Origin of the sequence: Streptococcus sp. LYSM12, from assembly GCF_004569635.1 — a bacterium.
GTDB lineage: Bacteria > Bacillota > Bacilli > Lactobacillales > Streptococcaceae > Streptococcus.
Window position 1 is genome coordinate 42,006 of the sequence record NZ_SPOZ01000015.1, and the last position, 25,993, is coordinate 67,998.

The window sequence follows — 25,993 nt, forward strand, 5'->3', positions numbered from 1 at the left end:
ATGACAGAAATGCTTAAAGGAATTGCAGCATCTGACGGTGTTGCGGTTGCTAAGGCATATCTACTCGTTCAACCAGATTTGTCATTTGAAACTGTTACAGTTACAGATACAGATGCAGAAGAAGCTCGTTTGGATGCTGCTTTAGAAGCATCACAAAACGAGCTTTCTATTATTAGAGAGAACGCAGTAGCTAGCCTTGGTGAAGAAGCGGCAGCTGTTTTTGATGCGCATTTGATGGTTCTTGCTGACCCAGAAATGGTCGGTCAAATTAAAGAAACTATTCGTGCAAAAAAAATAAATGCTGAAAGTGGACTGACTGAAGTTACAGACATGTTTATCGCTATTTTTGAAGGTATGGATGACAATCCATACATGCAAGAGCGTGCGGCAGACATTCGTGACGTGACTAAACGGGTCCTTGCGCACCTGCTAGGTGTTCGTTTACCGAACCCTGCAGCGATTTCAGAAGAGTCTATCGTGATTGCACATGATTTGACACCCTCTGATACAGCACAATTAGATAAAAACTTTGTAAAAGCATTTGTGACCAATATTGGTGGTCGTACTAGCCACTCAGCTATCATGGCTCGGACGCTTGAAATTGCGGCTGTTCTCGGTACAAATAACATTACTGAAATTGTAAAAGATGGTGATGTTCTTGCGGTAAATGGTATTACTGGTGAAGTAATTATTAATCCGTCAGAAGAAGAAATTGCAGCCTTTAAAGCAGCGGGTGAAGCATATGCTAAGCAGAAAGCAGAATGGGCTCTTCTAAAAGATGCACAAACTGTGACAGCTGACGGGAAGCATTTTGAACTTGCTGCTAACATCGGCACACCTAAAGACGTTGAAGGTGTGAACGACAATGGAGCAGAAGCTGTTGGTCTTTATCGTACAGAGTTTCTTTACATGGATTCACAAGATTTCCCGACAGAAGATGAGCAGTACGAGGCTTACAAGGCAGTTCTTGAAGGAATGAATGGAAAACCAGTCGTTGTTCGTACAATGGATATCGGTGGAGACAAGGAACTTCCTTACTTCGACCTCCCACATGAAATGAACCCATTCCTTGGTTTCCGTGCTCTTCGTATCTCCATTTCTGAAACGGGTAATCAAATGTTCCGCACACAATTACGTGCCCTTCTTCGTTCGTCTGTTCATGGTCAGTTACGTATCATGTTCCCAATGGTGGCCTTGATTACGGAATTCCGTGCAGCAAAGGCAATCTATGAAGAAGAAAAAGCGAAATTGATTGCAGAGGGTGTAGCAGTTGCAGATGATATCCAGGTAGGGATTATGATTGAGATTCCAGCAGCAGCAATGCTTGCAGATCAATTTGCTAAAGAAGTTGATTTCTTCTCAATCGGAACAAATGACCTTATCCAATATACCATGGCTGCTGATCGAATGAACGAGCAGGTGTCATACCTTTACCAACCCTACAATCCATCCATCCTTCGTTTAATCAATAACGTGATTAAAGCAGCACATGCCGAGGGCAAATGGGCTGGTATGTGTGGAGAAATGGCAGGAGATCAACAAGCAGTACCGCTTTTAGTGGGTATGGGCTTGGATGAGTTCTCAATGAGTGCAACTTCTGTTCTTCGTACACGTAGTTTGATGAAACAATTAGACACAGCTAAAATGCAAGAATATGCAAACCGTGCGCTGACAGAGTGCGCAACTGCAGAAGAAGTTCTTGAATTACAGAAAGAGTATGTGAATTTTGATTAAACCAATAGTCCATTGAACTATTGGTTCTCTAGTTAAAAAGCAAAAAGAGGTTCGTAGAGCCTCCTTTTTTATACATTTGTCTTTGTGATGTAACACTTCCAGAGGCTTGTTTTCACAAGCTGGAAGACGACTGCCTGCGATACTTCTGATTTTTATGTCTATTATAGCCGTTTCGTTTATTTTTAATACTAGGCAAGGAGTCGCAGGTAGTTGAAATAGTTGATAACTATTTCAAGTGACAGATAAGAAAAGTGTAACTTTTCTCAATGGTACAGCAAGACGAGTGAACGAAGTAATAAAAAATAGAAACGAAATGACTATATCACGATTGATACATGTAAATTATGGCGAGATATTCCATCAATCCTGTAGGAATGCACCGGTTCCTCTTTGAAGAGTTTCAACTCCAACAGTCGATATTTAAACGGTTTGTGGCAAGCATACAGTCATTTTATTCCTTCGTTCACTCGCTTTGCCATACTCTCTAGTACAGCCTGCAGCTCGTTGCTGAGTACAAAAGCAAACGAAAAGACTATAAGAGATAGATTTTTAAGAGAAATAAGTCAAAACCCAGCTTGAGCTACTCTCAAGCCGGGTCGCTTTTTTAGAATTTATGATAGAACTTGTTGTGTTGGTAATTGGGGTCAAAGGTGACGTTAATGCCGAGTTTTCGTAGGACATTGCGGTCTTCTTCGGGCAGGGTCACGGTAGAGTGGCACTCGCTACCTTTTAAGTTCCCCAACTGTTTCATGGCAAGATCTGCTTCTGGCTTGTTCATAGCCGTGATAGCGAGGGCGATTAGGAGTTCGCTAGAGTGCAGACGTGGATTGCGGTTGCCGAGGTGATGAATCTTGAGATTCTGAATTGGTTTGACATACTCAGGCTCAATCAGGTGGGTCGTCTTGTCAATCTTAGCTAGGTTTTTAATGGCATTGATGATGACAGCAGCAGACGGTCCAAAGAGATCTGATGTTTTCCCTGTCACAATCTCACCATTAGGTAGTTCAATGGCAAGGGCTGGTTGACCTGTTGCTTCAGCTTTCGCACGTGCAATAAGGGTCACCTTACGGTCGTTTGCTGAAACGCCGACCTCATTCATCAAGAGTTCAATCTTTTTCACCGCTGATTCTGGTACTCGTTCGGCCTTGAAATCCACCAAGGTTTGGTAGTAGCGGCGGATAATCTCTTCCTTAGAAGCAGCAATAGCAGCCTCTTCATCTGCGATTGAATAGCCTACCATGTTGACGCCCATGTCAGTCGGTGATGCGTAAGGAGACTTGGCTAAGATGCGCTCAAATGTCCGATTGAGCACAGGGAAGACCTCAATGTCACGGTTGTAGTTGACCGCTGTTTTGCCATAGGTTTGTAAGTGGAAAGGGTCAATCATATTGAGATCATCTAGATCTGCTGTCGCTGCTTCATAAGCTAAATTGACAGGATGATGCAATGGTAAATTCCAGACGGGGAAGGTTTCAAATTTGGCGTACCCTGCTTTGATACCATGTAGTTGGTCATGGTAAAGCTGTGAGATACAAGTTGCCAATTTACCAGATCCAGGACCAGGTGCTGTTACGACAATTAAGTTGCGACTGGTTTTGATATAGTCATTTTTTCCCATACCTTTAGGGGAAATAATATAATCAATGTCTGACGGATAGCCCTTGATAGGATAGTGTAGATAAGATGTGATACCGTTCTTTTCTAATTGGTGACGGAAAGCATCAGCGGCTGGTTGCTGAGTGTACTGGGTAATAACGACAGAACCGACATAGATCCCCAAACTATTAAAGGTATCGATCAAGCGTAGAACCTCTTGATCGTAGGAAATGCCAAGATCGCCTCGTGCCTTAGAATGCTCAATATTACTTGCGTTAATGGCAATGACAATCTCTACCTGCTCCTTTAATTCTTGCAGGAGTTTGATTTTGTTATCAGGCTCATAACCAGGTAGGACACGGGCTGCGTGGAAATCTTCCAGCATTTTTCCGCCAAATTCCATATACAATTTTCCGTCAAATTGCTGGATGCGTTCTAAAATATGGTCACGCTGTAATTGTAAGTATGTAGTTGAATCAAAAGCAATTTTTTTCACATTTTTCACCTCTTTTAAAATTATAATAAAAAGTTTGTAAAAAGAAAAAGATTTACCGTCATTTTAATAAAATATAGTTTTACATCAATACTTAACTGTTACTAAATACAAGTTGATTTATTTCAAGAGAAATGTAGAATAGTAGTAAACAAGTATTTAATGGATATAAAGCGAGAGATATGATGAGGACTTACTGACAGGGACCTTAAAAATCATGAATGATGAGATGCGCTATAAGATTATGGTAGCGCTGACCAACCCCTATGCTAAAAGTAAGGATATTGCAGAGCAACTGGCTATGACAGGTGCTGCCGTATCTTTTCATACCCAAGAGCTTATCAAAGCCCAACTCCTGCTCTTTCATTCAGAGGACAAGAGCGTAAAATGTGATGCTAATAAGAGTTTTCTACGGGAAATGCTTGCTGAGCTAGAGGAAGATTTGGCATTGTAAGAACCTACCGCCACAAGTGAGCTAAGTGGAGGTGGGAAATCGTTTTTCAATCCTCCAGCGTGGTTTTTATAGCCGTTTCGTTTTAGGCAAGGAGTCGCAGGTAGTTGAAATAGTTGATAACTATTTCAAGTGACAGATAAGAAAAGTGTAACTTTTCTCAATGGTACAGCAAGACGAGTGAACGAAGTAATAAAAATAGAAACGAAATGACTATAAAAGGATACAGAGGGGATATGGAAGAAAGTGAACGGGGGGAAGTGAAAAAGCAATCACAAATGAAAAAGTCTGCGCTATGCTTGCCCCTTATTAGTACTCTAGGGGAGGACCTCTTATGGTCTATAATAATGGTTCTTGGGTCTTCGTTTCATGCGTTTATTGCACGAAGTATGAGATAAATCTTGGAAATCCCCTGTAAATTTGGTATAATAGGGGGAATTGATTTTGTAATTTAGAAAATAGGAGATGGATATGCATTTAGGTCTTGCAATTATATTGATTATCGTAGCGTTTGCAGGTGGTGTTGCTTTGGGAATTTACCTTTCACGTAAACAGGTGGAAAACTACATTGCTGATAAACCTGTTTTAGATGAAAATGCCCTCCGTGCTATGATGAGCCAAATGGGTCAAAAACCAAGCGAAGCCAAAGTACAACAAGTGCTTCGTCAAATCAAGAGTCAGCAAAAAATAGCGACTAAGAAAAAATAATCAAGTGGGGGAAGTGGGACACCAGTCGAAATATCGGAAGCATCGACTGTCCTCACTCTCCCATTTTTTAGCGAGAGGCTCTTTTATGGTAGGTCAGTTTCGCTATTGATACTCGGTAAAGATCACTTTCTTTCGTCATTGACTCATCTTGCTGAATGTTAACTCAACTTTTGGTTTAGAGGAGGGGCTTTGCTATCCCTATTTCTCACTTATCACAGTTCTCACTTGTGAAAGCTAGTTAGATATCGCTATTTGTAGGGGAGGATGTCTAGGTGCAGGTATACTCCTTGCTTCCATTGATGAGTGATAGATACGTCACATTGTTTAAGATGTAGAACAGAACGGGTGGTTTTCGTCTTTAACAGATAATATAGTAGGTTATAGGCATCTGATAGCTACGTTTAGTTTGTCAAGGTAGCAATGACGTAAGAGTTCAAATGGAGAGGTTTGTAGTCAGTGCACTGTGAAGACGGTATGTGTAAGGTGATTTGCACCTGCACCATTTAAGAAAGGATTACAAATCATCAATCCTATGGCTAGTTATTAAGATGAACAAGGCTAGCGTTCAATTTTTGAAGAGTAAGAGTAGTCACACTCAGTAAGGAAAAACTATGGATAATCGACCTATTGGATTTTTAGATTCGGGTGTTGGGGGGTTAACAGTAGTGCGTGAATTGATGCGTCAACTGCCCCATGAGGAAATCGTGTATATTGGAGATTCGGCTAGAGCTCCATATGGTCCGCGCCCTGCTGAACAGATTCGGGAATATACTTGGGAATTGGTTCAGTTTTTACTAACGAAAAATGTTAAGATGATTGTTTTTGCTTGCAATACAGCGACGGCAGTCGCTTGGGAAGAAGTCAAGGCTAAGTTAGAGATTCCTGTTCTCGGTGTGATTTTGCCGGGGGCGTCATCAGCTATTAAATCATCAAAAACAGGAAAAATCGGTGTATTAGGTACAGCGATGACGATTCAATCAGATATTTATCGAGAAAAGATTCAAGCCCTTTCTCCTGACACTCAGGTAACGAGTCTTGCCTGTCCTAAATTTGTTCCCTTAGTGGAGTCAAACAATTACCAGTCGAGTCTAGCGAAAAAGGTGGTCTATGAAACCTTGATGAGCATGAAAGGGAAAGTTGATACAGTTGTACTAGGCTGTACTCACTATCCCTTGCTCCGTCCCATTATCCAAAATGTCTTGGGACAGGATGTGACCTTGATTGATAGCGGGGCAGAATGTGCGCGGGATATTTCTGTTTTACTCAATTATTTTGAAATCCACCATAGCCGTACAGCAGAGCACCCCCAGCATTTCTTTTATACAACAGCTAGTCCAAGAGCCTTTCGAGAAATTGCAGAAAATTGGTTGGAAAAAGACATACAGGTGGAGCATGTAACACTATAGCAGAAGAGATGTATGCTATACGGACGAAATGATTGGGACATCGGAACTTGGAAAGGTTTGAATCGTATTTCAGCCTGGGGAAATGAGAGCAGTGAAGAACCTGTCTTATTCAGTCGCATATTTGACAGCTTCATGCCATTTACTTTAAGAATTGGATGATAGAGGATGATCCGGATAGTGTTGCGGTGATTGTTGTGAAAAAAGTTTGGTGTTGGCCGTAACCGAGAGTTAATAAAGGATTGTTTTCGGCGGTAAAAAACGGGAGTTTAGAAACGATGACAGAAAAAATTTACGAATATAAAGATGCCAATGATTGGTATATTGGCAAATGGGATGAATGGAATGACCTGACTTACTTTGGTGATGAGGAAAATTATAAAGGGATTAGGACATGCTTTTATCAGCTGATAGAATCGCTATCCTTAGAGGGCTTGCAGGTTCATCTTGTGAAAGCTAGCTCTACTATCTCCTTTTTAAATTTTTTGATTCAAATCATCAACGAAGAGCTGGGACGTGACTTGTCCCTTGTCCAACATAGGGGTGCTGTCCTTGTACTAGAAGAAGAGAAGATTGTGACGATTTCATTGCCACAAGCAGGAGTAGATGTCAAGACCTTTTTTGGGAAACTCGATATGCTGACAGCTGTTGGGGATTCTATTTTAATTGCGACTAGAAATGAAGGAAAGACGGCTGAATTTCGCCAATTTTTTGCAAAGTTAGGCTACAAGGTGGAAAACCTTAACGATTACCCCGAGCTTCCAGATGTGGCAGAAACAGGTGTAACCTTTGAAGAAAATGCCCGTCTCAAAGCGGAAACCATTTCCAATTTGACTGGAAAAATGGTACTGGCAGATGATTCGGGGCTTAAAGTTGATATACTTGGTGGTATGCCGGGTGTCTGGTCAGCTCGTTTTTCAGGTCCTGATGCGACCGATGCACGCAACAATGCCAAATTGCTTCATGAATTGGCCATGGTCTTTGAAGCAAGTGACCGCTCAGCTCAGTTCCATTGTACCTTGGTTGTGGCAGCACCAAATGTGGACAGTCTTGTTGTCGAAGCAGATTGGGATGGTTATATTGCAACTGTTCCACAAGGAGAAAGTGGTTTTGGCTATGATCCGCTCTTTTTGGTTGGAGAAACTGGACGTACAGCAGCTCAGTTGACTTTGGAAGAGAAAAATAGTCTTTCTCACCGTGCCCAAGCACTTAAAAAATTAGTAGAGGTATTTCCGGTATGGCAAGAACAAAACAGCAAACCCTTGTAGTCATGAGTGATTCGCATGGTGACCGTGCCATTGTTGAAGAAGTAAAAGAACGCTATATGGGCAAGGTGGATGCGATTTTTCATAATGGAGATTCAGAATTGGATGCCAAAGACCCTGTCTGGGAGGGCATCTATGTAGTGGGAGGAAATTGTGATTACGATCCCGTCTATAAGGATCAGCTTGTAGTTCAGCTTGGAGATGTGACCGTAGCGCAAACGCACGGGCATCTCTACGGCATCAATTTTAGTTGGCAGAGGCTGGATTATTGGGCAGAAGAAGTAGGGGCGGATATCTGTCTTTACGGACATTTGCATATTCCTGATGCAACAGTGCGAGGTGCGACCCTCTTTGTCAATCCTGGATCCATTCGCCAACCACGCGGGATGATTCAAGAATGCCTCTATGCTATTCTCACGATTTTTGAAGATCGTATCCACATTGAATATTACAATCGCGCTCACAAAGTCTATGTGCCACTAACAAAGGATATTCCCAGATGATTACACGTGAATTTGAAACCTTTCTCCTAGCTCAGGAAGAAACTTTTTTGACCCCAGCCAATAAGCTGGCGGTAATTATTGATACGCACAATGTTGACCATGCCAAACTCTTGCTCAGCCACATGACCTACTCACGTGTTCCTGTTGTCACTGAGGATAATCAATTTGTCGGAACGATTGGATTGCGGGAAATTGTCAAATATCAAACTGAAAATGAATTGACAGAAGACCAGTTATATATGGATATTTCCCTGATTGTGAAAAAGGATGTTGCAACCGTTGGAGCCGATTATCATTTAGAAGAAGTGATGCGGAAATTGGTAGATCAAGCCTTTTTACCAGTTGTTGGTGAAAAAGGGGAATTTTTGGGGATTATCACCCGAAAGTCGATTTTAAAAGCTGTCAATGCCTTGCTTCATAATTTCACGTTTGGATTAAAATGATGAACGAAATGATAGATTACATGCAGGCTTTTTTAGCAACTAAAAACCTATCTGAAAATTCAAAGACTGCTTATCTTTATGATTTACAGCAATTTATCAAGCAGTGTGAGGGGAAACCCACCCCATCTAAGTTAGCTCTATACCAGATTTTTTTACAGGATCTAAAGCCCGCTGCCCAAAAGCGTAAGGTATCTACGGTCAATCAATTTTTGTACTACCTGTATGAACAAGGGCGAGTGGAGCGCTATTATAAGGTTAAAGTATCGCAGCAAGTTTTACCGCAGCCTAGGGTTGTTAGCTTGGAAGATAGGAGTTTTTTATGGATGGAGAGCAAGTATGAGGACGGACAGCGGATTGCACTCTTAATTGCCTATCTAGGTTTGTTGCCGAGTGAGTTAGCAGTCATAAAGCAAGCAGATATCGATCTGAATTTTCAGGTCTTGACCATTACAAAATCTGGTCAGAAGCGGGTTTTATCGATTCCAAATCAACTTCTTTCGATATTAGAAAGGAAAGAGGGAATATATCTTTTTGACAAGGATGGTTCTCCTTACTCGCGCCAATGGTTTTTCAATCGTTTGAGTGAATTTTTGGAGGAACAAGGAAAGTCGGAGTGGACGGCTCAGAAGTTACGGCAACAATTTATCCTTAGTCAATTACAGGCTGGAAAGGATCTAGCAGCAGTTGCTAAGCATCTAGGTTTAAAGACGATGATTAGTCTGGAAAAATACAAACATGGATATTAAATTAAAAGATTTTGAAGGACCACTTGATTTGCTCCTTCATTTGGTATCTAAGTACCAAATGGACATCTACGAAGTCCCGATTACAGAAGTCATTGAGCAGTATCTTGCCTATATCGCGACCTTGCAGGCCATGCGTCTTGAAGTTGCAGGCGAGTACATGGTCATGGCTAGCCAACTGATGTTGATCAAGAGCCGTAGGCTCTTGCCTAAAGTTGTTGAACAAGAGGATATTCTAGATGACCCTGAGCAAGAATTGCTATCGCAGTTGGAGGAGTATCGCACCTTTAAGGCGCTTAGTGAGAAATTAAAGGAACAGCATGATGAGCGAGCCCATTATTTTTCAAAACCTAAGTTGGAATTGGTGTATGATGATGTGACCTTGAACCAAGACAAGTCGGTGATTGATATTTTCCTGGCTTTCTCAAAAGTCATGGCTGAAAAGCAGGAAGAATTGCGGATGAGCCATACAACCATCGCTCGCGATGAATACAAAATCGAGGATATGATGGCGCAGGTTCGTAGTCAATTTCAGCCAGGAAAACGTTTGGTACTCCGGGAATTATTTGCTCAGAGCCACGATATGAATGAAGTAATTACGATTTTTTTAGCCACTCTTGAAATGGTTAAAAGTAAGGAGATTACGATGGAGCAGCCAGAAAATTTTGGAGATATTTACTTGATAAGGAGTGAAGATGAGCCGATTAGCTGAGATTGAAGTGCTATTATTTGTAGCAGGAGAAGAGGGATTGACGGTACGCAATATGGCTGAAATGCTTGATTTACAGCCGTCAGCTGTAGTACAACAGCTCGAAAAATTAATGGAAAAACATCAGGAAGACCCTCAGTCGGGGCTCGCCATTTTCGAGTCGTCCAATCGTTATAAACTGGTTACGAAAAAAGAGTATGCCGACCTCCTGCGCACCTATGCCAAAACACCGATGAACCAATCCATGTCTCGTGCCTTACTGGAGACCCTATCCATTATTGCTTACAAACAGCCGATTACAAGGATTGAAGTCGATAGCATTCGCGGGGTTAATTCAAGCGGAGCAATCAGTAAGTTGCAGGCTTTTGACTTGATTCGGGAAAATGGTAAGAAAGAAGTGTTGGGGCGTCCAAATTTGTATGTCACGACAGACTATTTCCTTGATTATATAGGAATCAATCATTTGGAAGAATTACCTGATGTGTCCGATCTTGATTTGGTTGATGAAGAAACCGAACTGTTTGTAGAAAGAAAAGAGATAGAAGAAGATGAGAATCAATAAATATATTGCTCATGCTGGAGTAGCTAGCCGTAGAAAGGCGGAAGAGCTGATTAAGCAAGGCTTGGTGACCATCAATGGTCAGGTTGTGCGTGAGCTTGGAACAATCATAAAATCTGGTGATAAGGTTGAAGTGGAGGGGCAGCCCATTTACAATGAGGAAAAGGTCTACTATCTCCTCAATAAACCTCGTGGTGTTATCTCAAGCGTATCAGATGACAAGGGTAGAAAGACAGTGATTGATCTCTTACCTCAAGTTACTGAGCGGATTTACCCTGTGGGACGCTTAGATTGGGACACATCAGGGGTCTTGATTTTGACCAATGACGGAGATTTCACCGATGAAATGATTCACCCACGTAACGAAATCGACAAGGTCTATGTAGCGCGTGTGAAAGGAATTGCCAATAAAGAAGTCTTGCGTCCCTTGACCCGCGGAGTGGTGATTGATGGAAAGAAAGCCAAGCCAGCTGTTTACAATATTCTTAAAGTAGATCCAGTAAAAAAACGTTCGGTCGTTGAATTGACCATTCATGAAGGGCGTAATCATCAGGTCAAGAAGATGTTTGAAGCCGTTGGTTTGCAAGTGGATAAGCTGTCGCGAACCCGTTTTGGCAATCTTGACTTAACCGGTCTTCGTCCAGGAGACTCTCGCAAATTGAATAAGAAAGATATCAGTAAGCTTCATACTCTTGCTGTTACGAAGAAGCCAAAAAAATGACCGCTATCTTGATTGGACTGGTGCGCCTTTACCAGCGCCTTATTTCGCCCCTTTTTCCTCCGAGCTGTCGCTACCAACCGACCTGTTCGAGTTACATGATTGAAGCGCTACAACAGCATGGACTCAAAGGCTTTTTGATGGGGATGGCGCGCATTTTGCGCTGTCATCCCTTTGTGGCAGGAGGAAAAGATCCAGTACCAGATACGTTCAGTCTGAGACGGCAGCGGATAGAAGAATGAGAGGGATTTCTCATAATATAGCCTAGGTCAAGATTATTTCAGCACTATGAAAACAGGGTATCAGTAAGTACAGGCTGAGGAATCCTTTGAAATGAACATCTAGCTGGGACGAACAGAATGATGACGCAATCTAGAAGAAAACGTAAAAACGTAGAGCTGTGCTGTTTGAAGTGAATTTAATCATCATGAGAAAAAGTTGAAAAAAATTAGGAATTTTCATTTATATTGCTTGACGCACGTAGTTGCTTGCGTTATAATAGTAACAAGACTTTCATTGATTTAAATCAAACCTGTTGTGATTTAAGTGAATGAAATCATCATTCACCATGCTGTTTGCTGAGCTTGACTCCGGGCAGTGTGGCTATTTTTTTGCAATGGAGTGAGTTTTGTAGTCTAGCCGTTTCGTTTCTTTTTAGTACTAGGCAAGGAGTCGCAGGTAGTACCGGAGTGCAGCAAGACGAGTGAACGAAGGAATAAAAATATAAACGAAATGACTATATCTGAAAAAGTATGAGGAAAGACGATGAATATTGAAGAATTATCTTACCAAGAAATGCAACCTCGTAATCACGTGGTCTTGTTTGAACCACAAATTCCACAAAATACCGGTAATATTGCCCGTACTTGTGCAGCAACCAATAGTCCGCTGCATATTATCAAACCTATGGGGTTTCCTATTGATGACCGCAAGATGAAACGAGCTGGTCTAGATTATTGGGACAAGCTGGATGTGCGTTTTTATGATAGTTTGGACGATTTTATGGTTCAGCTTGGAGAAAGCAAGGTCCATTTGATTTCTAAATTTGCAGAAAAGACCTATTCTGATGAAGTCTATGATGATGGCTGTCACCATTACTTTATTTTTGGGCGAGAGGACAAGGGCTTGCCAGAGGATTTTATGAGAAAATATCCAGAAAAAGCACTTCGGATTCCCATGAATGACGAGCATGTTCGTAGTCTCAACGTGTCAAATACCGTTTGTATGATGATCTACGAGGCTTTACGCCAGCAGGCATTTTCGGGATTAGACTTGGTTCATCAGTATGAAACGGATAAATTGAAATAGATCCTATGTCATTTAGTTAATAGGAAACATAGTGGCTAGAAGCTATCCGTTTGGGCTCCTCATTTTGACCCTTATATAGTCTTTTCGTTTACTTTTAGTACTAGGCAAGGAGCTGCAGGCTGTACTGGAGTACGGCAAAGCGAGTGAACGAAGTATTAAAAGATAAACGAAATGACGAGATTCTAAAAATTGTCGTGCCTGGTTTAGGGGCTATAGAGCAGAGACTTGCATCAGCAAGTCTTTTTTGGTATTATGGGAGATAAGTTAGTGGAAAAATTCACTAATGATACTCGTTAAATATCAACCTTTAACATCGATAACTTACTTAGGTGAACACAGTTTATCTTTTGTTTTGTTAGAGTCATTTCGTTTGTTTTAGTACTGGGCAAGGAGCTATAGGCTGTACTAGGGTGCAGCAAAGCGAGTGAACAAAGTGCTAAAAGATAAACGAAATGACGATACTTCGTGTGATCTTGATTTTTATAGAGTATAAGTCTTCGGGGCAGGGTGTAATTCCCGACCGGCGGTGATAGTCCGCGAGCGCAAGCTGATGTGGTGCAATTCCACAACCGACAGTATAGTCTGGATGGGAGAAGACGGAAAGAGATTGATTTGTAGCTCAAAATAGGAAAGTATATAGGGTATGTTCGTATGTTGAAGTCTATGATGACATCCATTTCCCACTTCTCTAATTTGTTAAAAATTGGAGGAAGAAGATGACAAATACACGCAAAATGGCTTTAATTGCCATTCTTTCAGCAGTTTCCTTTCTGCTCATGTACCTAAAATTTCCCTTGATTCCGTCAGCGAGTTTCTTGGAAATTGACTTTTCAATTATTCCTATTTTAATTGGAATGTTGATTTTAGACCTAGGATCGGCCTTTAGCATTCTCTTGATACGGACAGTTCTCAAGTTTTTATTCAATAATAATGGTCCGTCGACAGTGATTGGCTTGCCGATGAACATTGTAGCTCTCGCAGTTTTTATGACGGTGCTGTATGTAATGTGGGGGAAGAGGCAGACACTCAAGCATTATTTCATCGCTTCTAGCTTGGCTACTTTGAGCCTAACGCTGGTGATGATTGCTTTAAACTATGTTTATGCTATTCCAGTCTATGCAGCTTTTGCGAATTTTGATATCAGACAGATTTTAGGTGTGAACAATTATTTATTTGGTATGGTTTTGCCGTTTAATCTCTTAGAGGGTGTTATTTTTTCACTGGTATTTTATCTGGTGTATCGCGCAGGTCAGCCGATTTTAAGGAAATTGTAAAAAAATTAGAGTATACTTCTTGTATGAAAAATAGACAAATTTATGTTCGAAATGCTTCTTTTGTAGCCCTCTTTTTTGTGATTTTAGGATATATGGTGAAATTCTATCCTCAGCAATTAGCGGACTTTGATAGCAGTATTCAAACATTTCTGCGTGGGAATTTGCCTGCGCTTGCGACCTTGTTTTGGACCAATATTACCTTGCTTGGAAATGTGGCAGTTCTATTGCCAATTTGTTTAGTAACTGCCTTTTTTTGCTATCGGAAGAAATGGAAGATTGAAAGCTATTTTATACTCGTTAGTTTTGCGGTGATGGGAGTTTTATCTACAGCCCTGAAATATGTCTACCAACGCCCAAGGCCTAGTATTGAGTGGCTGATTGCTACGACGAACTACTCTTTTCCCAGCTGGCATGCAGCCTCCACCTTGATGATAGCAGGTGTCCTGGTTATCTTGCTTCAACAGCATCTAAAGAAGACTATTCTAAGGCGCTTCTTGCAGCTAGGATTGATTGTCCTTGCAATGCTGGTAGGGCTTTCTCGCATCTATGTGGGAGTTCATTATCCAACAGATATTATCGGCGGTTGGTTACTCGCAATCGCTCTGTTATACCTCTTCTTTCCATTTTATGATCGCTTACGATTTCAGTGGAGATTTCAAGGGAAACAGAAATAAAAAGAGTTGGACGCTACCATATAGTCTTTTAGTGGAGTACAGCAAGACGAGTGAACGAAGTAATAAAAACATAAACGAAATGACTATAAAATCAAAAAACGAACCAAGGTGGGGGATTTCTTCCCTATCTTGGTTCGTTTTTGTATCTGTTTTGTTGGCGAGTACTGGGTCTGCAGTCATTCAGTTTTAAACGAGCAAACTCGTTTCGGTGTTTGTAGGAATCAATTTGCGATTAAAAAATGGGTTCGTTTCTATTTGCAAATCATGCTGTAAAAATAGAGTACGGCAAAGCGAGTGAACGAAGTCATAAAAGATAAAGGAAATGACTAGAACATCTCTTGGTCTTAGCTTTTATTCTCCATTAAGTCCAACATTTTTGACCGGTTGTTTCTCTACTTGCTCTAGGGCAGTTTGAATGGTTTGTGCAAAGAGTGTCGCTCCCTCAACGATGGTGTCGTGATTGCTGCCATAGTGAATGTTATCTGAACCAGTCCAGATTTGTGGATTATTCTTGGCAACAGTATTCCAGTCAGCAATGGCAATGAAATCATATTTTTTAGCTAATTGTCGAGCATAGTTCGCATACTTTTCAGCAACAGGGTCACTGTATTGGGCGAAGTTACCATCATAAGGGGTGACGAGAATCAAATGGTGCCCGTTTGGAAGAATGGAGATGATTTTCTCAAGATCTTCTTCATAACTATAGGTAATATTCACCCCTGTAGCAATGACGACCTCTTTCATGAGTGCATGATTATCAATGTTATTTTGGAGAATCTCTGTCGCTTGGGAAACATTCCGACTACCTTGAGCATCTATAAAGGCATCTGGGAAAAAAGCATTTAATTGTTCAACTGAGCGTAATGTAACAGAGTCACCAATAATGGTTAGCCCCTCTGTCACTTCAAAAGAAGAAGCCTTTCCTTTTTGAGCAAGTTGTAGGGTTTGTCCCATACGATTATTGGATTGATAGAGGTTATTGATGAGCGATTCACGTTCAAAATTTCCCAATCGTGGAGCAAGGATACTAATCCCAATCGTAGCGATTAGAAAGATTGTAGCAGCAGTCCAAATCTGCTTATTATAAGGTTTGAGGTCGAACTCGACATTCCAGAATGCTCCCTTTTTTCCAGCCAGATACGGCTCGATGAGATAAAAGGAAAGAGTTGCAAATAGAATAGAGAAAACCAGAGTGACCAGCACAGCTAATGTATGGCTGAGCAACTGTGAAAAGATTGTATAGAAAGGCCAATGGAAGAGATAGATGCCGTAGGAAATGTTGGAGAAAAAAAGTAAAATAGCAGGTTCTTTCACTGTTTCCGTCTTTTCGTGTAGGATACGGGTGGCATAGATCATGATTGCAGTTGCTAAGCTTGAAAGGAGAAAACCAAACAGATAGGTCCAGATGCTATCAAATGGTAAGAAGAGGAGGAGCAATAGTTCAACGGCTAACCCTCCTAGAATAAGGCTTAGTGTTTGTTTTAAATTCCATTTAGTCATCGCCTTTTCAAATGGTCGGGTCAGAGTTTTCAAACCTGTTAAGCTGGCTAGTATACTTCCTAAGAAGAAAGGAAAGATATGGGTCCATGTTGCAAAATAAATGGTTGAGAAACTACTGACAAAGAAACTCGAAATGAACATAGTAAGAAAACTGATGACAAATAGACCGCTAGAGGTGAGAAAAATCATCCCGCGGAGCTGTCCGAGCGTCTTTGCCAACCGTGTCATGCCCCAGATAATCAGCGCCCAAAGGAGATAAAAATGAACTTCAATGGCAAGGCTCCAGGTATGGAGGAACAGGTACGGTGTGAATTGATTTTCATAAGAAGCACCGGCTAGGATTTCAAAGAAGTTAGTCATAAATCCTAGAGCGGCCATCAGTTGACGTCCGATACCAGCGATAAAGTCATTGCGAACCAGCAAGGCAAGTGGTGTTGTTACAAGAAGCGTCAGGACAACGGGTGGGAAAATCCGGTAGAAGCGTCGCTTGAAGAATCCTTTGAAATCAATGGCTTGATGTTTGGCATATTCGTCTAAAAATAAGGCGGTTGTCAGATAGCCAGATAGGGTGAAAAAGAGGTCTACTCCTACAAATCCACCAGGGAAAAAAGAGATATAGAAGTGGTAGAGCAAGACAAAGAGCATCCCTAGCACTCGTATTATTGAAAACCATTTAATTCGCATGTTGATAAATTCCTTGTTTGAATGTTCCTTCGTAGATGACCTTTGCTTCGGTGGTTAATTTTCCTTTGCCGTCAGCGATACCATTTTTAAACTCCCCCTCGTAGAACCAGCCATTAGCAGAGCGAAAGGTTCCTTTACCATTAAAAATACCATTTTTAAATTCCCCTTTGTACTCATCACCATTTTCAAAGATTAGGGTGCCTTGACCAGACATTTTGCCAGCAAGGACAGTGCCATGATAAGTGATTTTTCCATCATCTAGGCTCAATGTTCGCTTGGTTGGAATGCGTCCGAGAAAGACTGAAAGAGCGCAAAGGATGACGAGGACAATACAAATTTTTTCAATTCTTGGTCGTGTGAGTTCGTTTTTTAGATTCTTCAAATCAATTAGCTGAAGATAATGAATCATCTTGTTCATAAGATATTCCCTTTTCTAGTAGTTCTTTTATTTTATCATTTTTTAGGGGTAATAACAAAGAGTGTTTCTCCTAAATATGCTTACAAAAGACGATTTTTCCAGGCTAAGCAACCAGCAGTTACCATGCGATAGGTTTCTTCAAAATCTCCCGTATACCAAGGATCAGGCACGCTTGTTTCAGCAAACGGATAGATTTTAGCATGAAGTCTAGTTGGTAACATTTTCTTCAAATCGATGATATTCTGGCTATCCATACCGATGATATAATCAAATTCTTCCGCTATTTCTAAGTTAATCTGCCTAGAATGTTTATGAGAATCGTAGGGAATCTGGTAGTGTTGCAAAATATCTCGAGTGCCCTTGTGAATCGGATTGCCATGTTCCCATGATGATGTTGCCCTGCTTTCTACGATGAGCTGATCTGTTAGCCCTTTCATGACAAATTCAGCCATCGGGCTGCGACAAATATTTCCAAGACAGACAAAAACGATTTTTTTCATATCTTTCTCCTCCGGTATTCTTCTTCTATTATATCGCATTTTATTCTAAAATGGCCCTCTCATTTTATGTGAATGTTAAAACTTTTCTCATAAAGTTCTAAATGCTTGCAATTTTCATCGTCTTTATTTATAATGGTTATAAATAAGAGAAAGAAGGTAACTTTTATGATGAAGAAACTTTATCAATCACCAGCAGAAATTGCAAGCTTTGCAAAACCACAAGCAGAGCCAGAAACAAAAGCATTATTGAATCAAGCAGTCGCTGATTTGTCAGTTGCTCATTCTATTTTGCACCAAGTGCATTGGTACATGCGCGGACGTGGCTTTCTTGTATGGCATCCAAAAATGGATGAGTATATGGAAGAATTGGACAGCTATCTCGATGATATGAGTGAGCGCTTGATTACTTTAGGCGGAGCACCGTTTTCTACCTTGAAAGAATTTAGTGATAATAGCCAGTTGAAAGAAGTATCAGGCGACTATAGCCTGTCTATGGAAGTTCAATTAGGACGGGTTATAGAAGTCTTCCGCTATCTTGCAGGCTTGTTCCAAGAAGGGCTTGATGTGACCGATAAAGAGGGAGACGATGTAACAAATGATATTTTCAATGGCGCAAAAGCGAGCCTTGAAAAGCACATTTGGATGCTCCAAGCAGAGCTAGGACAAGCGCCAGGATTGTAATATAACTTAACACCCGTGGTGCTAGTTGATGTCAAAGTATACTAAAAAGCCCAAAAGAGCTATACTGTAAGTGACGAAACAGACAGGAGGTAGTTCTTTTGAGCCACTTACAGTATACTGCAAAATCCCATCATTTACAATGGAGTATAGCACAATTAACTCAAATATGTTCTCAATGTTATCGTGATTATTGTCCCAAATCAATAAAACATCGTAAAAATGTTGGCTTATCTAAGGTTTCTGATGTGTCACTTCTTGTTTTATTGTTACTTCAAGCTGAGTTAGGAATAACCTCTCAACGCCGTTTCTATAGAATCTGTCACCTTTTCTTTTGTGGAAACTTACTGGAGAGAAGTCGCTTTAATAGACGGACACGACAGCTTATTGGGGTGGTTCAACTCATTCGTCAAGCGTTGAATAAGCCAATCTCATCAGATACCATTGTGATCATGGACAGTTTTCCTATGCCTTTGTGCCAACCTATTCGCAATCACAAAGCGAAGGTTTTTAAAGGTTTAGCTGATATTGGCTACAATGCCTCTAAACACTTATGGTTCTATGGGTTTAAAGTTCATATGCTGGTCACATTATCGGGTGTTATGTTGAACTATGTTGTGACACCAGCTTCTGTCCATGATATTAAAGTCGTTGATGAACTGCTAGAAGGCTGTAAACAAACTGTTGTCCTTGCGGACTTAGGATATCTCAGTCAAGAGCTAAAAGATAAGTTGGGACATAAAGGTTATCATTTGTGGACGCCCTTGCGTCAAAACATGGTCGGCGCAAAGCAACATAACAACAGGCAGTTACTAGCATGGAGACGGACAATTGAAACTCGCTTTTCGGAACTTTGTTCTCTATTTGATATTGAGCAGACATTGGCTAGGGGACTATCTGGATTACAATTGAGACTTGAACAATTCATACTAGCTTATAATTTGAAGTATTTTGAAATCAACTAGCACCACGGGTAACTTAACATATATATACACGTGTAAAACCAGCACTATCTGATAGTGCTGGTTTTTTTGTGGTCATATGACATTTGTCATCTTTATCAATGACAAACCTATCTGGTGAGAGAAAGTAGAAAAGATTATACTAATGGTGTTCTAATTGGAGAATTGCAAAGGAGGTTAGGTAAATTGCAAGGTTTTTTGATAGGGCGAGTGGCTGCTCTTTTTGTGTTATAGTCTTTTAGTTTGCTTTTTGATTTTAGTACTGGGCAAGGAGCTGCAGGCTGTACTAGAGTGAGGCAAAGCGAGTGAATGAAGTCATAAGAGATAAACGAAATGACAATAACGGAAAATCGGTATGGCATCGGTAGCTTAATAGTAAACAGGGAGTTGAAAAATGACGATGATTGATGTGAAAGACATTTCAAAAAGAATAAAAGAAAGGCAGATTTTAGAGGGGATTTCCTTTAAAATCGGGGAGGGTGAATGCGTTGCCCTAATTGGACCAAATGGGGCAGGAAAGACGACCTTGATGTCTTGTTTATTGGGGGATTTGTTTGTTACAAGTGGTTGCATTACCATTCAGGAGCGTCAGGTGACGGACCCGACCTTAAAGAAAGTAGTTGGGATACTGCCACAGGAAAATGTGGTGCCTGCAACTCTCAAGGTCAAGGAACTGATTAGTTTTTTTCAAAGGATTTATCCCCATTCTTTATCCAATCAAGAAGTGGATGACTTGCTTTGCTTTTCTCCTGAGAAGAAAAATCAGCTGGCAGAAAAATTATCAGGTGGTCAAAAGCGTCTGCTGTCCTTTATCTTAATCTTGATAGGTCGTCCGTCCATTCTCTTTTTGGATGAACCTACAACTGCTATGGATACCTCAACTCGTCAGCGTTTTTGGGAAATTATCCACAGCTTAAAAGAAAGTGGTGTAACCATTCTCTATTCTTCGCATTATATTGAAGAAGTAGAGCATACGGCTGACCGAATCTTGGTCTTGCATAAGGGAAAGCTCTTACGGGATACAACCCCCTTTAAAATGCGCTCAGAGGAGCAAGAAAAACAATTTATCATCCCGAGAGACTACATGTTTATTGTTGAGGGGTTGGAAAATATCTATGGTATGGAAGTCAACGATGACCAAATCCGTTTTATGGCAAAAGATATGGAGGCAGTTTGGCAGGCCTTACAGGATGCTAACTGTCCGATTGCTGAGATTGAAATGACCAATAAAACGCTATTGAATACCCTATTTGATACTACTAAGGAGGAAGAAAGATGAAAGCTTTATTGGGGATTGAATATCTTTTAACAAGACGGAATTTGGCGAGCTTTATCATGGGAATTGGTATGCCTGTGCTCTTCTTTCTCCTATTTTCGGCTATGTTTGATACTTCTTATGGAGATGTGGCCGCCCTGACGAAAAATTATCTACTGACCATGACGGCTTTCAGTATGAGTAGTTTTGGTTTATTTAGTTTTCCGATGATATTGGAAGAGGATGTGAAAAGCCGTTGGTTTTTACAGATTCAACATTCCCCTCTTCCCTTATACCAGTACTATATCGTTAAGATATTAAGGGTCTTCATTTCATTCATTATTTCCATTGTGATTAATTTTGCAGTTGGAGCACTATTTCGAGATGTGGACATGACAGCAGAACAGTGGCTTGTATCAGCTCTTTTACTTCTAGTAACGAGTATGGTGTATTTAGCTCTTGGCTTAGCCTTTACGTTGCTCCATAATCAGCAAACGATGACGGTTGTAGCCAATGTGTTATATTTTGTGCTAGCAATTTTTGGCGGTAGCTGGATGCCCTATGAAAGCTTACCGGATTGGATGCAGGTGATGGCTCACTTTACACCGTCTTACTATGCCAATCAGTTGGTGCTTGTCTATGTCAATGAGAAAGTGCTACAATTTCAGTCTTTACTAATGGTCTTTCTTTATACTATAATAGTAGCAGGTTTAGCCCTAGTGCTAAAAAAGAAGCAGGAAGTGAGATAAGGTGACATTACTGAGCAATCTCAAAAAAATTCATACCATGTACTATGTATCTTTATTGTACCTGGTATTTCCTCTTTATTACTCTTTAAGAGGTGACTATCCATTTTACGTATTTATCATGACAGTGATGTTTGCAGTTGCCTATATCGGTGTGGTGGTGACGGAGCATTCCTTGAGGGTCAATATTCTCTGGCTCTATCTATGCTGTTATGTTGTCTTTATCAGTTTTATGGAGAGCCCTACAATCTCCATGTTTAATTTTTTCTTATCGAACCTCCTGACATGGCGTTTTCAGGAAGATAAGATAACAGGGTTTCGATACTGTAGCTTTTATTTAGTCTTACTTGCGACAGTGTATCCCATTTTACTGGCTCCGGATTTTTCCACACAAATTTTTCTCTTGACGATGAATATAATCTGCATTGGCATGATGTATGCGATGAAGCAATCGGTCAAAAGACAAAAAATAGAAAATGAATTGTTTGAAAAAAATGCTTCAATTAACCTACTTTTGGCTGAAAATGAACGCAATCGAATCGGACAGGACTTGCATGATACCTTGGGACATGTTTTTGCCATGATGAGTGTCAAGAGTGAGCTGGCATTGACGTTGATGGATTATGGCTCTTATGAACAGGCCAGGCAGGAAGTTCAAGATTTGTGGAATATTGGGAAAAATGCTATGCAGGAAGTGCGACAGATTGTTCAAGCTGTGAAGTCGCATCGTTTGGAAGACGAATTACAGATTTTAGGGAATATGCTAGAGTTAGCGGGTCTTAGCTTCACGGTTGAATACAAGGAAGTAGAGATGGGGAGGGAGCAAGAAGCTGCTTTGACCATGGTTTTAAGGGAATTGTGTAATAATTTAATCAAGCATAGTCAGGCAAGTAGCTGCCGTATTAAGCTGAACGAACAAGACGGCTGGATTCGAGTTTTAGTGGAAGATAATGGCATTGGTTTTGAGCAAGTGACAGGGGAGGAATTACACTCGATTCGTGACCGCTTGATTCGCTATCAGGGTAGAGTGGAGATTGTGTCTGCTAAACAGCCAACACAGATTCAACTGGGTATTCCGAAAGGGGAAAAATGAACATATTAGTCGCTGAAGATCAAAGCATGTTGCGCGATGCACTTTGCCAACTACTGGAATTACAAGACGGTGTGGCTCAAGTCTTTCCAGCAAAGAATGGCTTAGAGGCGCAAGCAGTGTTACAAAAGGAAAAGGTGGATGTTGCTATTTTAGATATCGAAATGCCTGAGATGACAGGGTTAGATGTTTTGGAATGGGCAAAAGAGCACTTTTTCAGCCTTAAAGTAATCATGGTAACGACCTTTAAACGACCGGGTTATTTTGAACGAGCAATCCGAGCGGATGCGGATGCCTATGTGTTAAAAGAACGCAGTATTTCTGAGTTGATGAGAACCATTCATCGTGTGTTTCAAGGACAAAAAGAGTATTCACCAGAGCTAATGGAGAGTTTTTTTACTAGGAAAAATCCCCTAACCAAGCAAGAACAAGTCCTCCTGCAAAAAGTCGCTCTTGGTCTATCAAATCAAGAAATTGCTGATCAGCTGTACCTCTCAAATGGGACGGTTCGTAACTACATGTCTACCATCTTCGGTAAACTCAATGCTGAAAACCGTATCGAAGCGACCAATATCGCCAAAGAAAATGGTTGGTTTTGACAGCCTAGTAGAAGATTATTAGGATATCTATCGTGGGGAATGTCTACATCTACCTTACGAAAGATGAAACTATCTTTTTTCACCTATTGCAATATTGATTAAGATTTGCTACACTTTTTTTATGAAGAAACTTTATGATGTGCAACAGTTATTAAAGCAATTTGGAATCATTATCTATATGGGGAATCGTTTGTATGACATTGAGATGATGCAGATTGAGCTACAGCGAATTTATGAAGCAGGGCTGCTGGATCGTTTGGATTATATGGAAGCTGAATTGATTTTAAGACGGGAACATCGTTTGGAATTAAAATATCGAGAGAAAAAGGAGTAGTAAATGCCAACACTTTATATCTTATTGTTGTTTGTAATTATATTAGGAGCTTGGATTGGTTTCAATTACTGGCGCTTGCGCCGGGCAGCAAGGGTGGTAGAAAATCATACATTTGCGGAAAAAATCCATGGTGGTCAACTGGTTGATTTACGTGAGCCAGTGGAGTATCGTAGAAAACATATTATGGGTGCCCGTAACATCCCTGCTCAACAGTTAAAACAAAGTCTTGGGGCTCTTCGGAAAGACAAGCCTGTTTTACTCTATGAAAATGACCGCGGTCAATTAGTCATGCAAGCAGCCCTGTTATTGAAAAAGAAAGGCTACAATGACATCTATATTCTGAGCTATGGTCTAAACGGCTGGGATGGAAAGGTGAAAATGAACTAGATGAATGAAAAGGAGCAGAGGTGCTCTTTTTCTCTATTTTTACAGATTAGTTTCGTGACAAGTATGCTATAATAAGAACTATGAGAATTATTTCTGGAGATTATGGTGGAAGACCACTTAAAACCTTGCCAGGAAAGACTACGCGTCCGACCTCAGACAAGGTTCGTGGCGCCATGTTTAATATGATTGGTCCTTATTTTGCGGGAGGACGTGTTTTAGATTTATTTGCAGGAAGCGGCGGCTTATCCATTGAAGCTATTTCACGTGGGATGACGCAAGCTGTTCTGGTAGAACGGGATCGGCAGGCGCAGGCGATTATTCGGGAAAACATTGCTATGACCAAGGAAGTAAGCAAGTTTCAACTCCTGCAAATGGAAGCCAAACAAGCACTACAGCTAGTGCAAGGTCCATTTGACCTGGTCTTTTTAGATCCACCTTATGCCAAGGAAACGATTGTAGAAACAATCACAGACTTGTGCCAGAAAAATCTGTTGGCAGAAGAGGTCATGGTAGTTTGCGAGATTGATAAGCAAATTCAGCTTCCAGAAGAAATTGCAGATCTGGGTATTTGGAAAGAAAAAATCTATGGAATTAGCAAGGTAGTGGTCTATGTTAGGTAAGATTGGACTTTTTACAGGATCGTTTGATCCCCTTACGAATGGACATTTGGACGTGATCCAACGGGCCAGCAAACTGTTTGATGTCCTCTATGTGGGTGTCTTTGTCAATCCGCACAAGCAAGGTCTATTTGCGAGTGAGGAGCGCAAACGCTTGATAGAAGAAGCAGTTGTTGAGATGCCTACGGTCAAGGTACTGATTGCTCAAGATGAGCTGGTCGTTGATGTAGCACGGAAACTTGGTGCAGACTATCTGGTACGCGGATTACGAAATGGAATTGATTTGGAATATGAATCTAGTTTTGATTTTTACAATCGTGAACTAGCCCCAGAAATCGAGACTATTTATCTGCTGGCGAAGCCTGAATACAAGTTTGTCTCCTCAAGTCAGGTGCGAGAATTGTTGCATTTTGGCCAAGATATTAGCCCTTACGTACCTGAAACGATTAACAAGGAATTACTGAAAAATGAATCAAAATAAAAAATTACATCTCGTTTTCTCGATTGTTGTGTCAACTGTCCTACTGTGGGTTGCGTTGCTGTTCCCACTTCCCTACTATATCGAAAGTCCTGGTGGTGCTTCGGATATCCGCACAGTATTGACAGTGGACAACCAGCAAGATGATAAGCCTGGCTCTTATAATTTTGTCTATGTACAAGTCAAGCCAGCAACAGCCGTCCAGCTCTTATTTGCAGCTTTTGATTCCCATTCAAAGATTATTCCCAAGGAACAGCTAGCAGGTGGTGCAGATACGGAGGAATTTTACCGCATCAGTCAATTCTACATGGAAACCTCGCAAAATATGGCCAAATACCAAGGCTTGACGTTGGCAAAGAAAGAGACATCTTTGGAATTTTTTGGAGTATATGTCCTCAATGTAGCTGATGATTCCACCTTTAAGCATATTCTGAATATTGCTGATACAGTAGTAAGTGTTAACGGTAAAACTTTCAAGAGTTCTCCTGAATTGATTGAATATGTCAGTGGATTAAAACTTGGAAGCGATGTGAAAGTTGGTTATTTGAGTGCTGGTCAAGCCAGGACTGCAGATGGAAAAATTATCAAGTTAGCAAATGGGAAGAATGGGATCGGGATTGGTCTCGTTGATCATACCGAGGTTAAAAGCAGTGAGCAGATTGATTTTCAGACGGGTAATATCGGAGGTCCGAGTGCAGGTTTGATGTTTACGCTCGCCATTTATACTCAGTTGGCAGATCCGGATTTGCGGGACGGTCGCATGATTGCGGGGACTGGAACGATTGAGCAAGATGGTTCAGTCGGTGATATTGGTGGGGCAGATAAGAAAGTTTTATCTGCAGCGAAAGCAGGAGCAAGAGTTTTCTTTGTGCCTAATAATCCTGTTGATAAAGAGATTTTGAAGCAAAAACCAGATGCTAAAACCAATTATGAAGAAGCGATGGAGGCCGTAAAAAAAGATCATCTTGATATTGAAGTTGTACCTGTTACTACGGTCAAGGATGCTATTGACTATCTAAAGAAAACAAAGAGCCAGTAATGTACTGACCCCCAAAAGTTGGACATAATATTTTAAGTAAAGGATTTAGTTCTATATTGTACAGGACTAAGTCCTTTTAGTTTTATTTTGATACGTTTATTATTGTAATAATCAATGTAATTTGT

30 protein-coding genes, 1 pseudogene and 1 riboswitch are annotated in these 25,993 nt (G+C 40.8%); of the genes and pseudogenes, 26 read left to right on the plus strand and 5 right to left on the minus strand.

What is annotated here, in order from left to right:
• Window positions 1–1,734 (plus strand): phosphoenolpyruvate--protein phosphotransferase, encoded by a 1,734-nt coding sequence (gene ptsP / locus E4T79_RS06195; RefSeq protein WP_135028685.1) that lies wholly within the window; start codon window positions 1–3, stop codon window positions 1,732–1,734.
• Between the two features lie 604 nt (window positions 1,735–2,338).
• Here the strand turns inward: ptsP and E4T79_RS06200 are convergent.
• The gene (locus E4T79_RS06200; protein WP_135028686.1) at window positions 2,339–3,826 is read right to left on the minus strand and encodes a DUF1846 domain-containing protein; all 1,488 of its coding nucleotides are present in this window, start codon (window positions 3,824–3,826) and stop codon (window positions 2,339–2,341) included.
• Between the two features lie 214 nt (window positions 3,827–4,040).
• Between E4T79_RS06200 and E4T79_RS06205 the strand changes: the two genes are divergently transcribed.
• From E4T79_RS06205 to E4T79_RS06270, 14 genes and pseudogenes are all read left to right on the plus strand, one after another.
• Complete coding sequence (locus tag E4T79_RS06205) at window positions 4,041–4,277, plus strand: hypothetical protein (RefSeq protein ID WP_135028687.1); 237 nt, start codon at window positions 4,041–4,043, stop codon at window positions 4,275–4,277.
• Between the two features lie 468 nt (window positions 4,278–4,745).
• Entirely contained in the window at window positions 4,746–4,982 is a 237-nt protein-coding gene (locus tag E4T79_RS06210) for a YneF family protein (RefSeq protein WP_135028688.1), read from the plus strand.
• 611 nt (window positions 4,983–5,593) lie between these two features.
• On the plus strand, window positions 5,594–6,388 hold the full coding sequence (racE, locus tag E4T79_RS06215) for a glutamate racemase (RefSeq protein WP_135028689.1): 795 nt from the start codon (window positions 5,594–5,596) through the stop codon (window positions 6,386–6,388).
• 275 nt (window positions 6,389–6,663) lie between these two features.
• A complete protein-coding gene (locus tag E4T79_RS06220; protein WP_135028690.1) occupies window positions 6,664–7,653 on the plus strand; it encodes a nucleoside-triphosphate diphosphatase in 990 nt (329 codons plus the stop codon).
• A complete protein-coding gene (locus E4T79_RS06225; RefSeq protein ID WP_135028691.1) occupies window positions 7,623–8,153 on the plus strand; it encodes a metallophosphoesterase in 531 nt (176 codons plus the stop codon). The genes E4T79_RS06220 and E4T79_RS06225 overlap by 31 nt, the downstream gene beginning before the upstream one ends.
• Window positions 8,150–8,596, plus strand: a complete 447-nt coding sequence (gene cbpB / locus E4T79_RS06230; protein ID WP_135028692.1) for a cyclic-di-AMP-binding protein CbpB — start codon at window positions 8,150–8,152, stop codon at window positions 8,594–8,596. The genes E4T79_RS06225 and cbpB overlap by 4 nt, the downstream gene beginning before the upstream one ends.
• Window positions 8,596–9,342, plus strand: coding sequence for a site-specific tyrosine recombinase XerD (gene xerD / locus E4T79_RS06235; RefSeq protein WP_167752640.1), 747 nt, complete (start codon window positions 8,596–8,598; stop codon window positions 9,340–9,342). The genes cbpB and xerD overlap by 1 nt, the downstream gene beginning before the upstream one ends.
• Complete coding sequence (locus tag E4T79_RS06240; RefSeq protein WP_135028693.1) at window positions 9,332–10,051, plus strand: segregation/condensation protein A; 720 nt, start codon at window positions 9,332–9,334, stop codon at window positions 10,049–10,051. Before xerD ends, E4T79_RS06240 begins: the two co-directional genes overlap by 11 nt.
• Window positions 10,035–10,610, plus strand: a complete 576-nt coding sequence (gene scpB, locus E4T79_RS06245; protein WP_135028694.1) for an SMC-Scp complex subunit ScpB — start codon at window positions 10,035–10,037, stop codon at window positions 10,608–10,610. Before E4T79_RS06240 ends, scpB begins: the two co-directional genes overlap by 17 nt.
• Window positions 10,597–11,328 (plus strand): pseudouridine synthase, encoded by a 732-nt coding sequence (locus E4T79_RS06250; protein ID WP_135028695.1) that lies wholly within the window; start codon window positions 10,597–10,599, stop codon window positions 11,326–11,328. Before scpB ends, E4T79_RS06250 begins: the two co-directional genes overlap by 14 nt.
• Window positions 11,325–11,567 (plus strand): membrane protein insertion efficiency factor YidD, encoded by a 243-nt coding sequence (gene yidD, locus E4T79_RS06255; protein ID WP_135028696.1) that lies wholly within the window; start codon window positions 11,325–11,327, stop codon window positions 11,565–11,567. The genes E4T79_RS06250 and yidD overlap by 4 nt, the downstream gene beginning before the upstream one ends.
• A gap of 523 nt (window positions 11,568–12,090) precedes the next feature.
• The gene (locus E4T79_RS06260) at window positions 12,091–12,633 is read left to right on the plus strand and encodes a tRNA (cytidine(34)-2'-O)-methyltransferase (RefSeq protein ID WP_135028697.1); all 543 of its coding nucleotides are present in this window, start codon (window positions 12,091–12,093) and stop codon (window positions 12,631–12,633) included.
• Window positions 12,634–13,122: 489 nt separating this feature from the next.
• Window positions 13,123–13,235, plus strand: a riboswitch (FMN riboswitch).
• Between the two features lie 105 nt (window positions 13,236–13,340).
• Window positions 13,341–13,907: pseudogene (locus E4T79_RS06265) on the plus strand (ECF transporter S component); the annotation flags it as partial.
• A 23-nt stretch (window positions 13,908–13,930) separates the two neighbouring features.
• Entirely contained in the window at window positions 13,931–14,581 is a 651-nt protein-coding gene (locus tag E4T79_RS06270; protein WP_135028699.1) for a phosphatase PAP2 family protein, read from the plus strand.
• 351 nt (window positions 14,582–14,932) lie between these two features.
• On the opposite strand, the gene E4T79_RS06275 is transcribed toward E4T79_RS06270, so the two are convergent.
• The 3 genes from E4T79_RS06275 to E4T79_RS06285 all read right to left on the minus strand — a co-directional run bounded on the left by E4T79_RS06275 (window position 14,933) and on the right by E4T79_RS06285 (window position 17,683).
• Complete coding sequence (locus E4T79_RS06275) at window positions 14,933–16,765, minus strand: acyltransferase family protein (protein ID WP_135028700.1); 1,833 nt, start codon at window positions 16,763–16,765, stop codon at window positions 14,933–14,935.
• On the minus strand, window positions 16,755–17,183 hold the full coding sequence (locus E4T79_RS06280; protein ID WP_167752638.1) for a hypothetical protein: 429 nt from the start codon (window positions 17,181–17,183) through the stop codon (window positions 16,755–16,757). The genes E4T79_RS06275 and E4T79_RS06280 overlap by 11 nt, the downstream gene beginning before the upstream one ends.
• A gap of 80 nt (window positions 17,184–17,263) precedes the next feature.
• The gene (locus tag E4T79_RS06285) at window positions 17,264–17,683 is read right to left on the minus strand and encodes a low molecular weight protein-tyrosine-phosphatase (RefSeq protein ID WP_135028701.1); all 420 of its coding nucleotides are present in this window, start codon (window positions 17,681–17,683) and stop codon (window positions 17,264–17,266) included.
• Window positions 17,684–17,848: 165 nt separating this feature from the next.
• Between E4T79_RS06285 and E4T79_RS06290 the strand changes: the two genes are divergently transcribed.
• The 11 genes from E4T79_RS06290 (at window position 17,849) to E4T79_RS06340 (ending at window position 25,868) form a co-directional block, all read left to right on the plus strand.
• Entirely contained in the window at window positions 17,849–18,364 is a 516-nt protein-coding gene (locus tag E4T79_RS06290; RefSeq protein ID WP_135028702.1) for a Dps family protein, read from the plus strand.
• Window positions 18,365–18,462: 98 nt separating this feature from the next.
• Window positions 18,463–19,326: an IS982 family transposase gene (locus E4T79_RS06295; RefSeq protein ID WP_003059989.1), complete on the plus strand. Its 864-nt coding sequence runs from the start codon at window positions 18,463–18,465 to the stop codon at window positions 19,324–19,326.
• A gap of 391 nt (window positions 19,327–19,717) precedes the next feature.
• Window positions 19,718–20,602, plus strand: coding sequence for an ABC transporter ATP-binding protein (locus E4T79_RS06300; protein WP_135028703.1), 885 nt, complete (start codon window positions 19,718–19,720; stop codon window positions 20,600–20,602).
• Complete coding sequence (locus E4T79_RS06305) at window positions 20,599–21,327, plus strand: ABC transporter permease (protein WP_135028704.1); 729 nt, start codon at window positions 20,599–20,601, stop codon at window positions 21,325–21,327. Before E4T79_RS06300 ends, E4T79_RS06305 begins: the two co-directional genes overlap by 4 nt.
• A gap of 1 nt (window position 21,328) precedes the next feature.
• Entirely contained in the window at window positions 21,329–22,417 is a 1,089-nt protein-coding gene (locus tag E4T79_RS06310) for a sensor histidine kinase (protein ID WP_135028705.1), read from the plus strand.
• On the plus strand, window positions 22,414–23,013 hold the full coding sequence (locus E4T79_RS06315; protein WP_135028706.1) for a response regulator transcription factor: 600 nt from the start codon (window positions 22,414–22,416) through the stop codon (window positions 23,011–23,013). The genes E4T79_RS06310 and E4T79_RS06315 overlap by 4 nt, the downstream gene beginning before the upstream one ends.
• Before the next feature lie 121 nt (window positions 23,014–23,134).
• Window positions 23,135–23,347, plus strand: a complete 213-nt coding sequence (locus E4T79_RS06320) for a YqgQ family protein (RefSeq protein WP_135028707.1) — start codon at window positions 23,135–23,137, stop codon at window positions 23,345–23,347.
• 3 nt (window positions 23,348–23,350) lie between these two features.
• On the plus strand, window positions 23,351–23,734 hold the full coding sequence (locus tag E4T79_RS06325; RefSeq protein ID WP_135028708.1) for a rhodanese-like domain-containing protein: 384 nt from the start codon (window positions 23,351–23,353) through the stop codon (window positions 23,732–23,734).
• An 80-nt stretch (window positions 23,735–23,814) separates the two neighbouring features.
• The gene (gene rsmD, locus E4T79_RS06330) at window positions 23,815–24,354 is read left to right on the plus strand and encodes a 16S rRNA (guanine(966)-N(2))-methyltransferase RsmD (RefSeq protein WP_135028709.1); all 540 of its coding nucleotides are present in this window, start codon (window positions 23,815–23,817) and stop codon (window positions 24,352–24,354) included.
• Window positions 24,344–24,832, plus strand: a complete 489-nt coding sequence (coaD, locus tag E4T79_RS06335; RefSeq protein ID WP_135028710.1) for a pantetheine-phosphate adenylyltransferase — start codon at window positions 24,344–24,346, stop codon at window positions 24,830–24,832. Before rsmD ends, coaD begins: the two co-directional genes overlap by 11 nt.
• Entirely contained in the window at window positions 24,819–25,868 is a 1,050-nt protein-coding gene (locus E4T79_RS06340; protein WP_135028711.1) for a SepM family pheromone-processing serine protease, read from the plus strand. Before coaD ends, E4T79_RS06340 begins: the two co-directional genes overlap by 14 nt.
• A gap of 32 nt (window positions 25,869–25,900) precedes the next feature.
• On the opposite strand, the gene E4T79_RS06345 is transcribed toward E4T79_RS06340, so the two are convergent.
• On the minus strand, window positions 25,901–25,993 hold a 93-nt coding region (locus E4T79_RS06345), incomplete at its 5' end, for an IS3 family transposase (protein WP_135027973.1).

Coding starts and splice junctions, on each gene's coding strand:
- ptsP (WP_135028685.1), top strand. CDS start 1: ATGACAGAAATGCTTAAAGGAATTGCAGCATCTGACGGTGTTGCGGTT.
- E4T79_RS06205 (WP_135028687.1), top strand. CDS start 4,041: ATGAATGATGAGATGCGCTATAAGATTATGGTAGCGCTGACCAACCCC.
- E4T79_RS06210 (WP_135028688.1), top strand. CDS start 4,746: ATGCATTTAGGTCTTGCAATTATATTGATTATCGTAGCGTTTGCAGGT.
- racE (WP_135028689.1), top strand. CDS start 5,594: ATGGATAATCGACCTATTGGATTTTTAGATTCGGGTGTTGGGGGGTTA.
- E4T79_RS06220 (WP_135028690.1), top strand. CDS start 6,664: ATGACAGAAAAAATTTACGAATATAAAGATGCCAATGATTGGTATATT.
- E4T79_RS06225 (WP_135028691.1), top strand. CDS start 7,623: ATGGCAAGAACAAAACAGCAAACCCTTGTAGTCATGAGTGATTCGCAT.
- cbpB (WP_135028692.1), top strand. CDS start 8,150: ATGATTACACGTGAATTTGAAACCTTTCTCCTAGCTCAGGAAGAAACT.
- xerD (WP_167752640.1), top strand. CDS start 8,596: ATGAACGAAATGATAGATTACATGCAGGCTTTTTTAGCAACTAAAAAC.
- E4T79_RS06240 (WP_135028693.1), top strand. CDS start 9,332: ATGGATATTAAATTAAAAGATTTTGAAGGACCACTTGATTTGCTCCTT.
- scpB (WP_135028694.1), top strand. CDS start 10,035: ATGAGCCGATTAGCTGAGATTGAAGTGCTATTATTTGTAGCAGGAGAA.
- E4T79_RS06250 (WP_135028695.1), top strand. CDS start 10,597: ATGAGAATCAATAAATATATTGCTCATGCTGGAGTAGCTAGCCGTAGA.
- yidD (WP_135028696.1), top strand. CDS start 11,325: ATGACCGCTATCTTGATTGGACTGGTGCGCCTTTACCAGCGCCTTATT.
- E4T79_RS06260 (WP_135028697.1), top strand. CDS start 12,091: ATGAATATTGAAGAATTATCTTACCAAGAAATGCAACCTCGTAATCAC.
- E4T79_RS06270 (WP_135028699.1), top strand. CDS start 13,931: ATGAAAAATAGACAAATTTATGTTCGAAATGCTTCTTTTGTAGCCCTC.
- E4T79_RS06275 (WP_135028700.1), bottom strand. CDS start 16,765: ATGCGAATTAAATGGTTTTCAATAATACGAGTGCTAGGGATGCTCTTT.
- E4T79_RS06280 (WP_167752638.1), bottom strand. CDS start 17,183: ATGAACAAGATGATTCATTATCTTCAGCTAATTGATTTGAAGAATCTA.
- E4T79_RS06285 (WP_135028701.1), bottom strand. CDS start 17,683: ATGAAAAAAATCGTTTTTGTCTGTCTTGGAAATATTTGTCGCAGCCCG.
- E4T79_RS06290 (WP_135028702.1), top strand. CDS start 17,849: ATGATGAAGAAACTTTATCAATCACCAGCAGAAATTGCAAGCTTTGCA.
- E4T79_RS06300 (WP_135028703.1), top strand. CDS start 19,718: ATGACGATGATTGATGTGAAAGACATTTCAAAAAGAATAAAAGAAAGG.
- E4T79_RS06305 (WP_135028704.1), top strand. CDS start 20,599: ATGAAAGCTTTATTGGGGATTGAATATCTTTTAACAAGACGGAATTTG.
- E4T79_RS06315 (WP_135028706.1), top strand. CDS start 22,414: ATGAACATATTAGTCGCTGAAGATCAAAGCATGTTGCGCGATGCACTT.
- E4T79_RS06320 (WP_135028707.1), top strand. CDS start 23,135: ATGAAGAAACTTTATGATGTGCAACAGTTATTAAAGCAATTTGGAATC.
- E4T79_RS06325 (WP_135028708.1), top strand. CDS start 23,351: ATGCCAACACTTTATATCTTATTGTTGTTTGTAATTATATTAGGAGCT.
- rsmD (WP_135028709.1), top strand. CDS start 23,815: ATGAGAATTATTTCTGGAGATTATGGTGGAAGACCACTTAAAACCTTG.
- coaD (WP_135028710.1), top strand. CDS start 24,344: ATGTTAGGTAAGATTGGACTTTTTACAGGATCGTTTGATCCCCTTACG.
- E4T79_RS06340 (WP_135028711.1), top strand. CDS start 24,819: ATGAATCAAAATAAAAAATTACATCTCGTTTTCTCGATTGTTGTGTCA.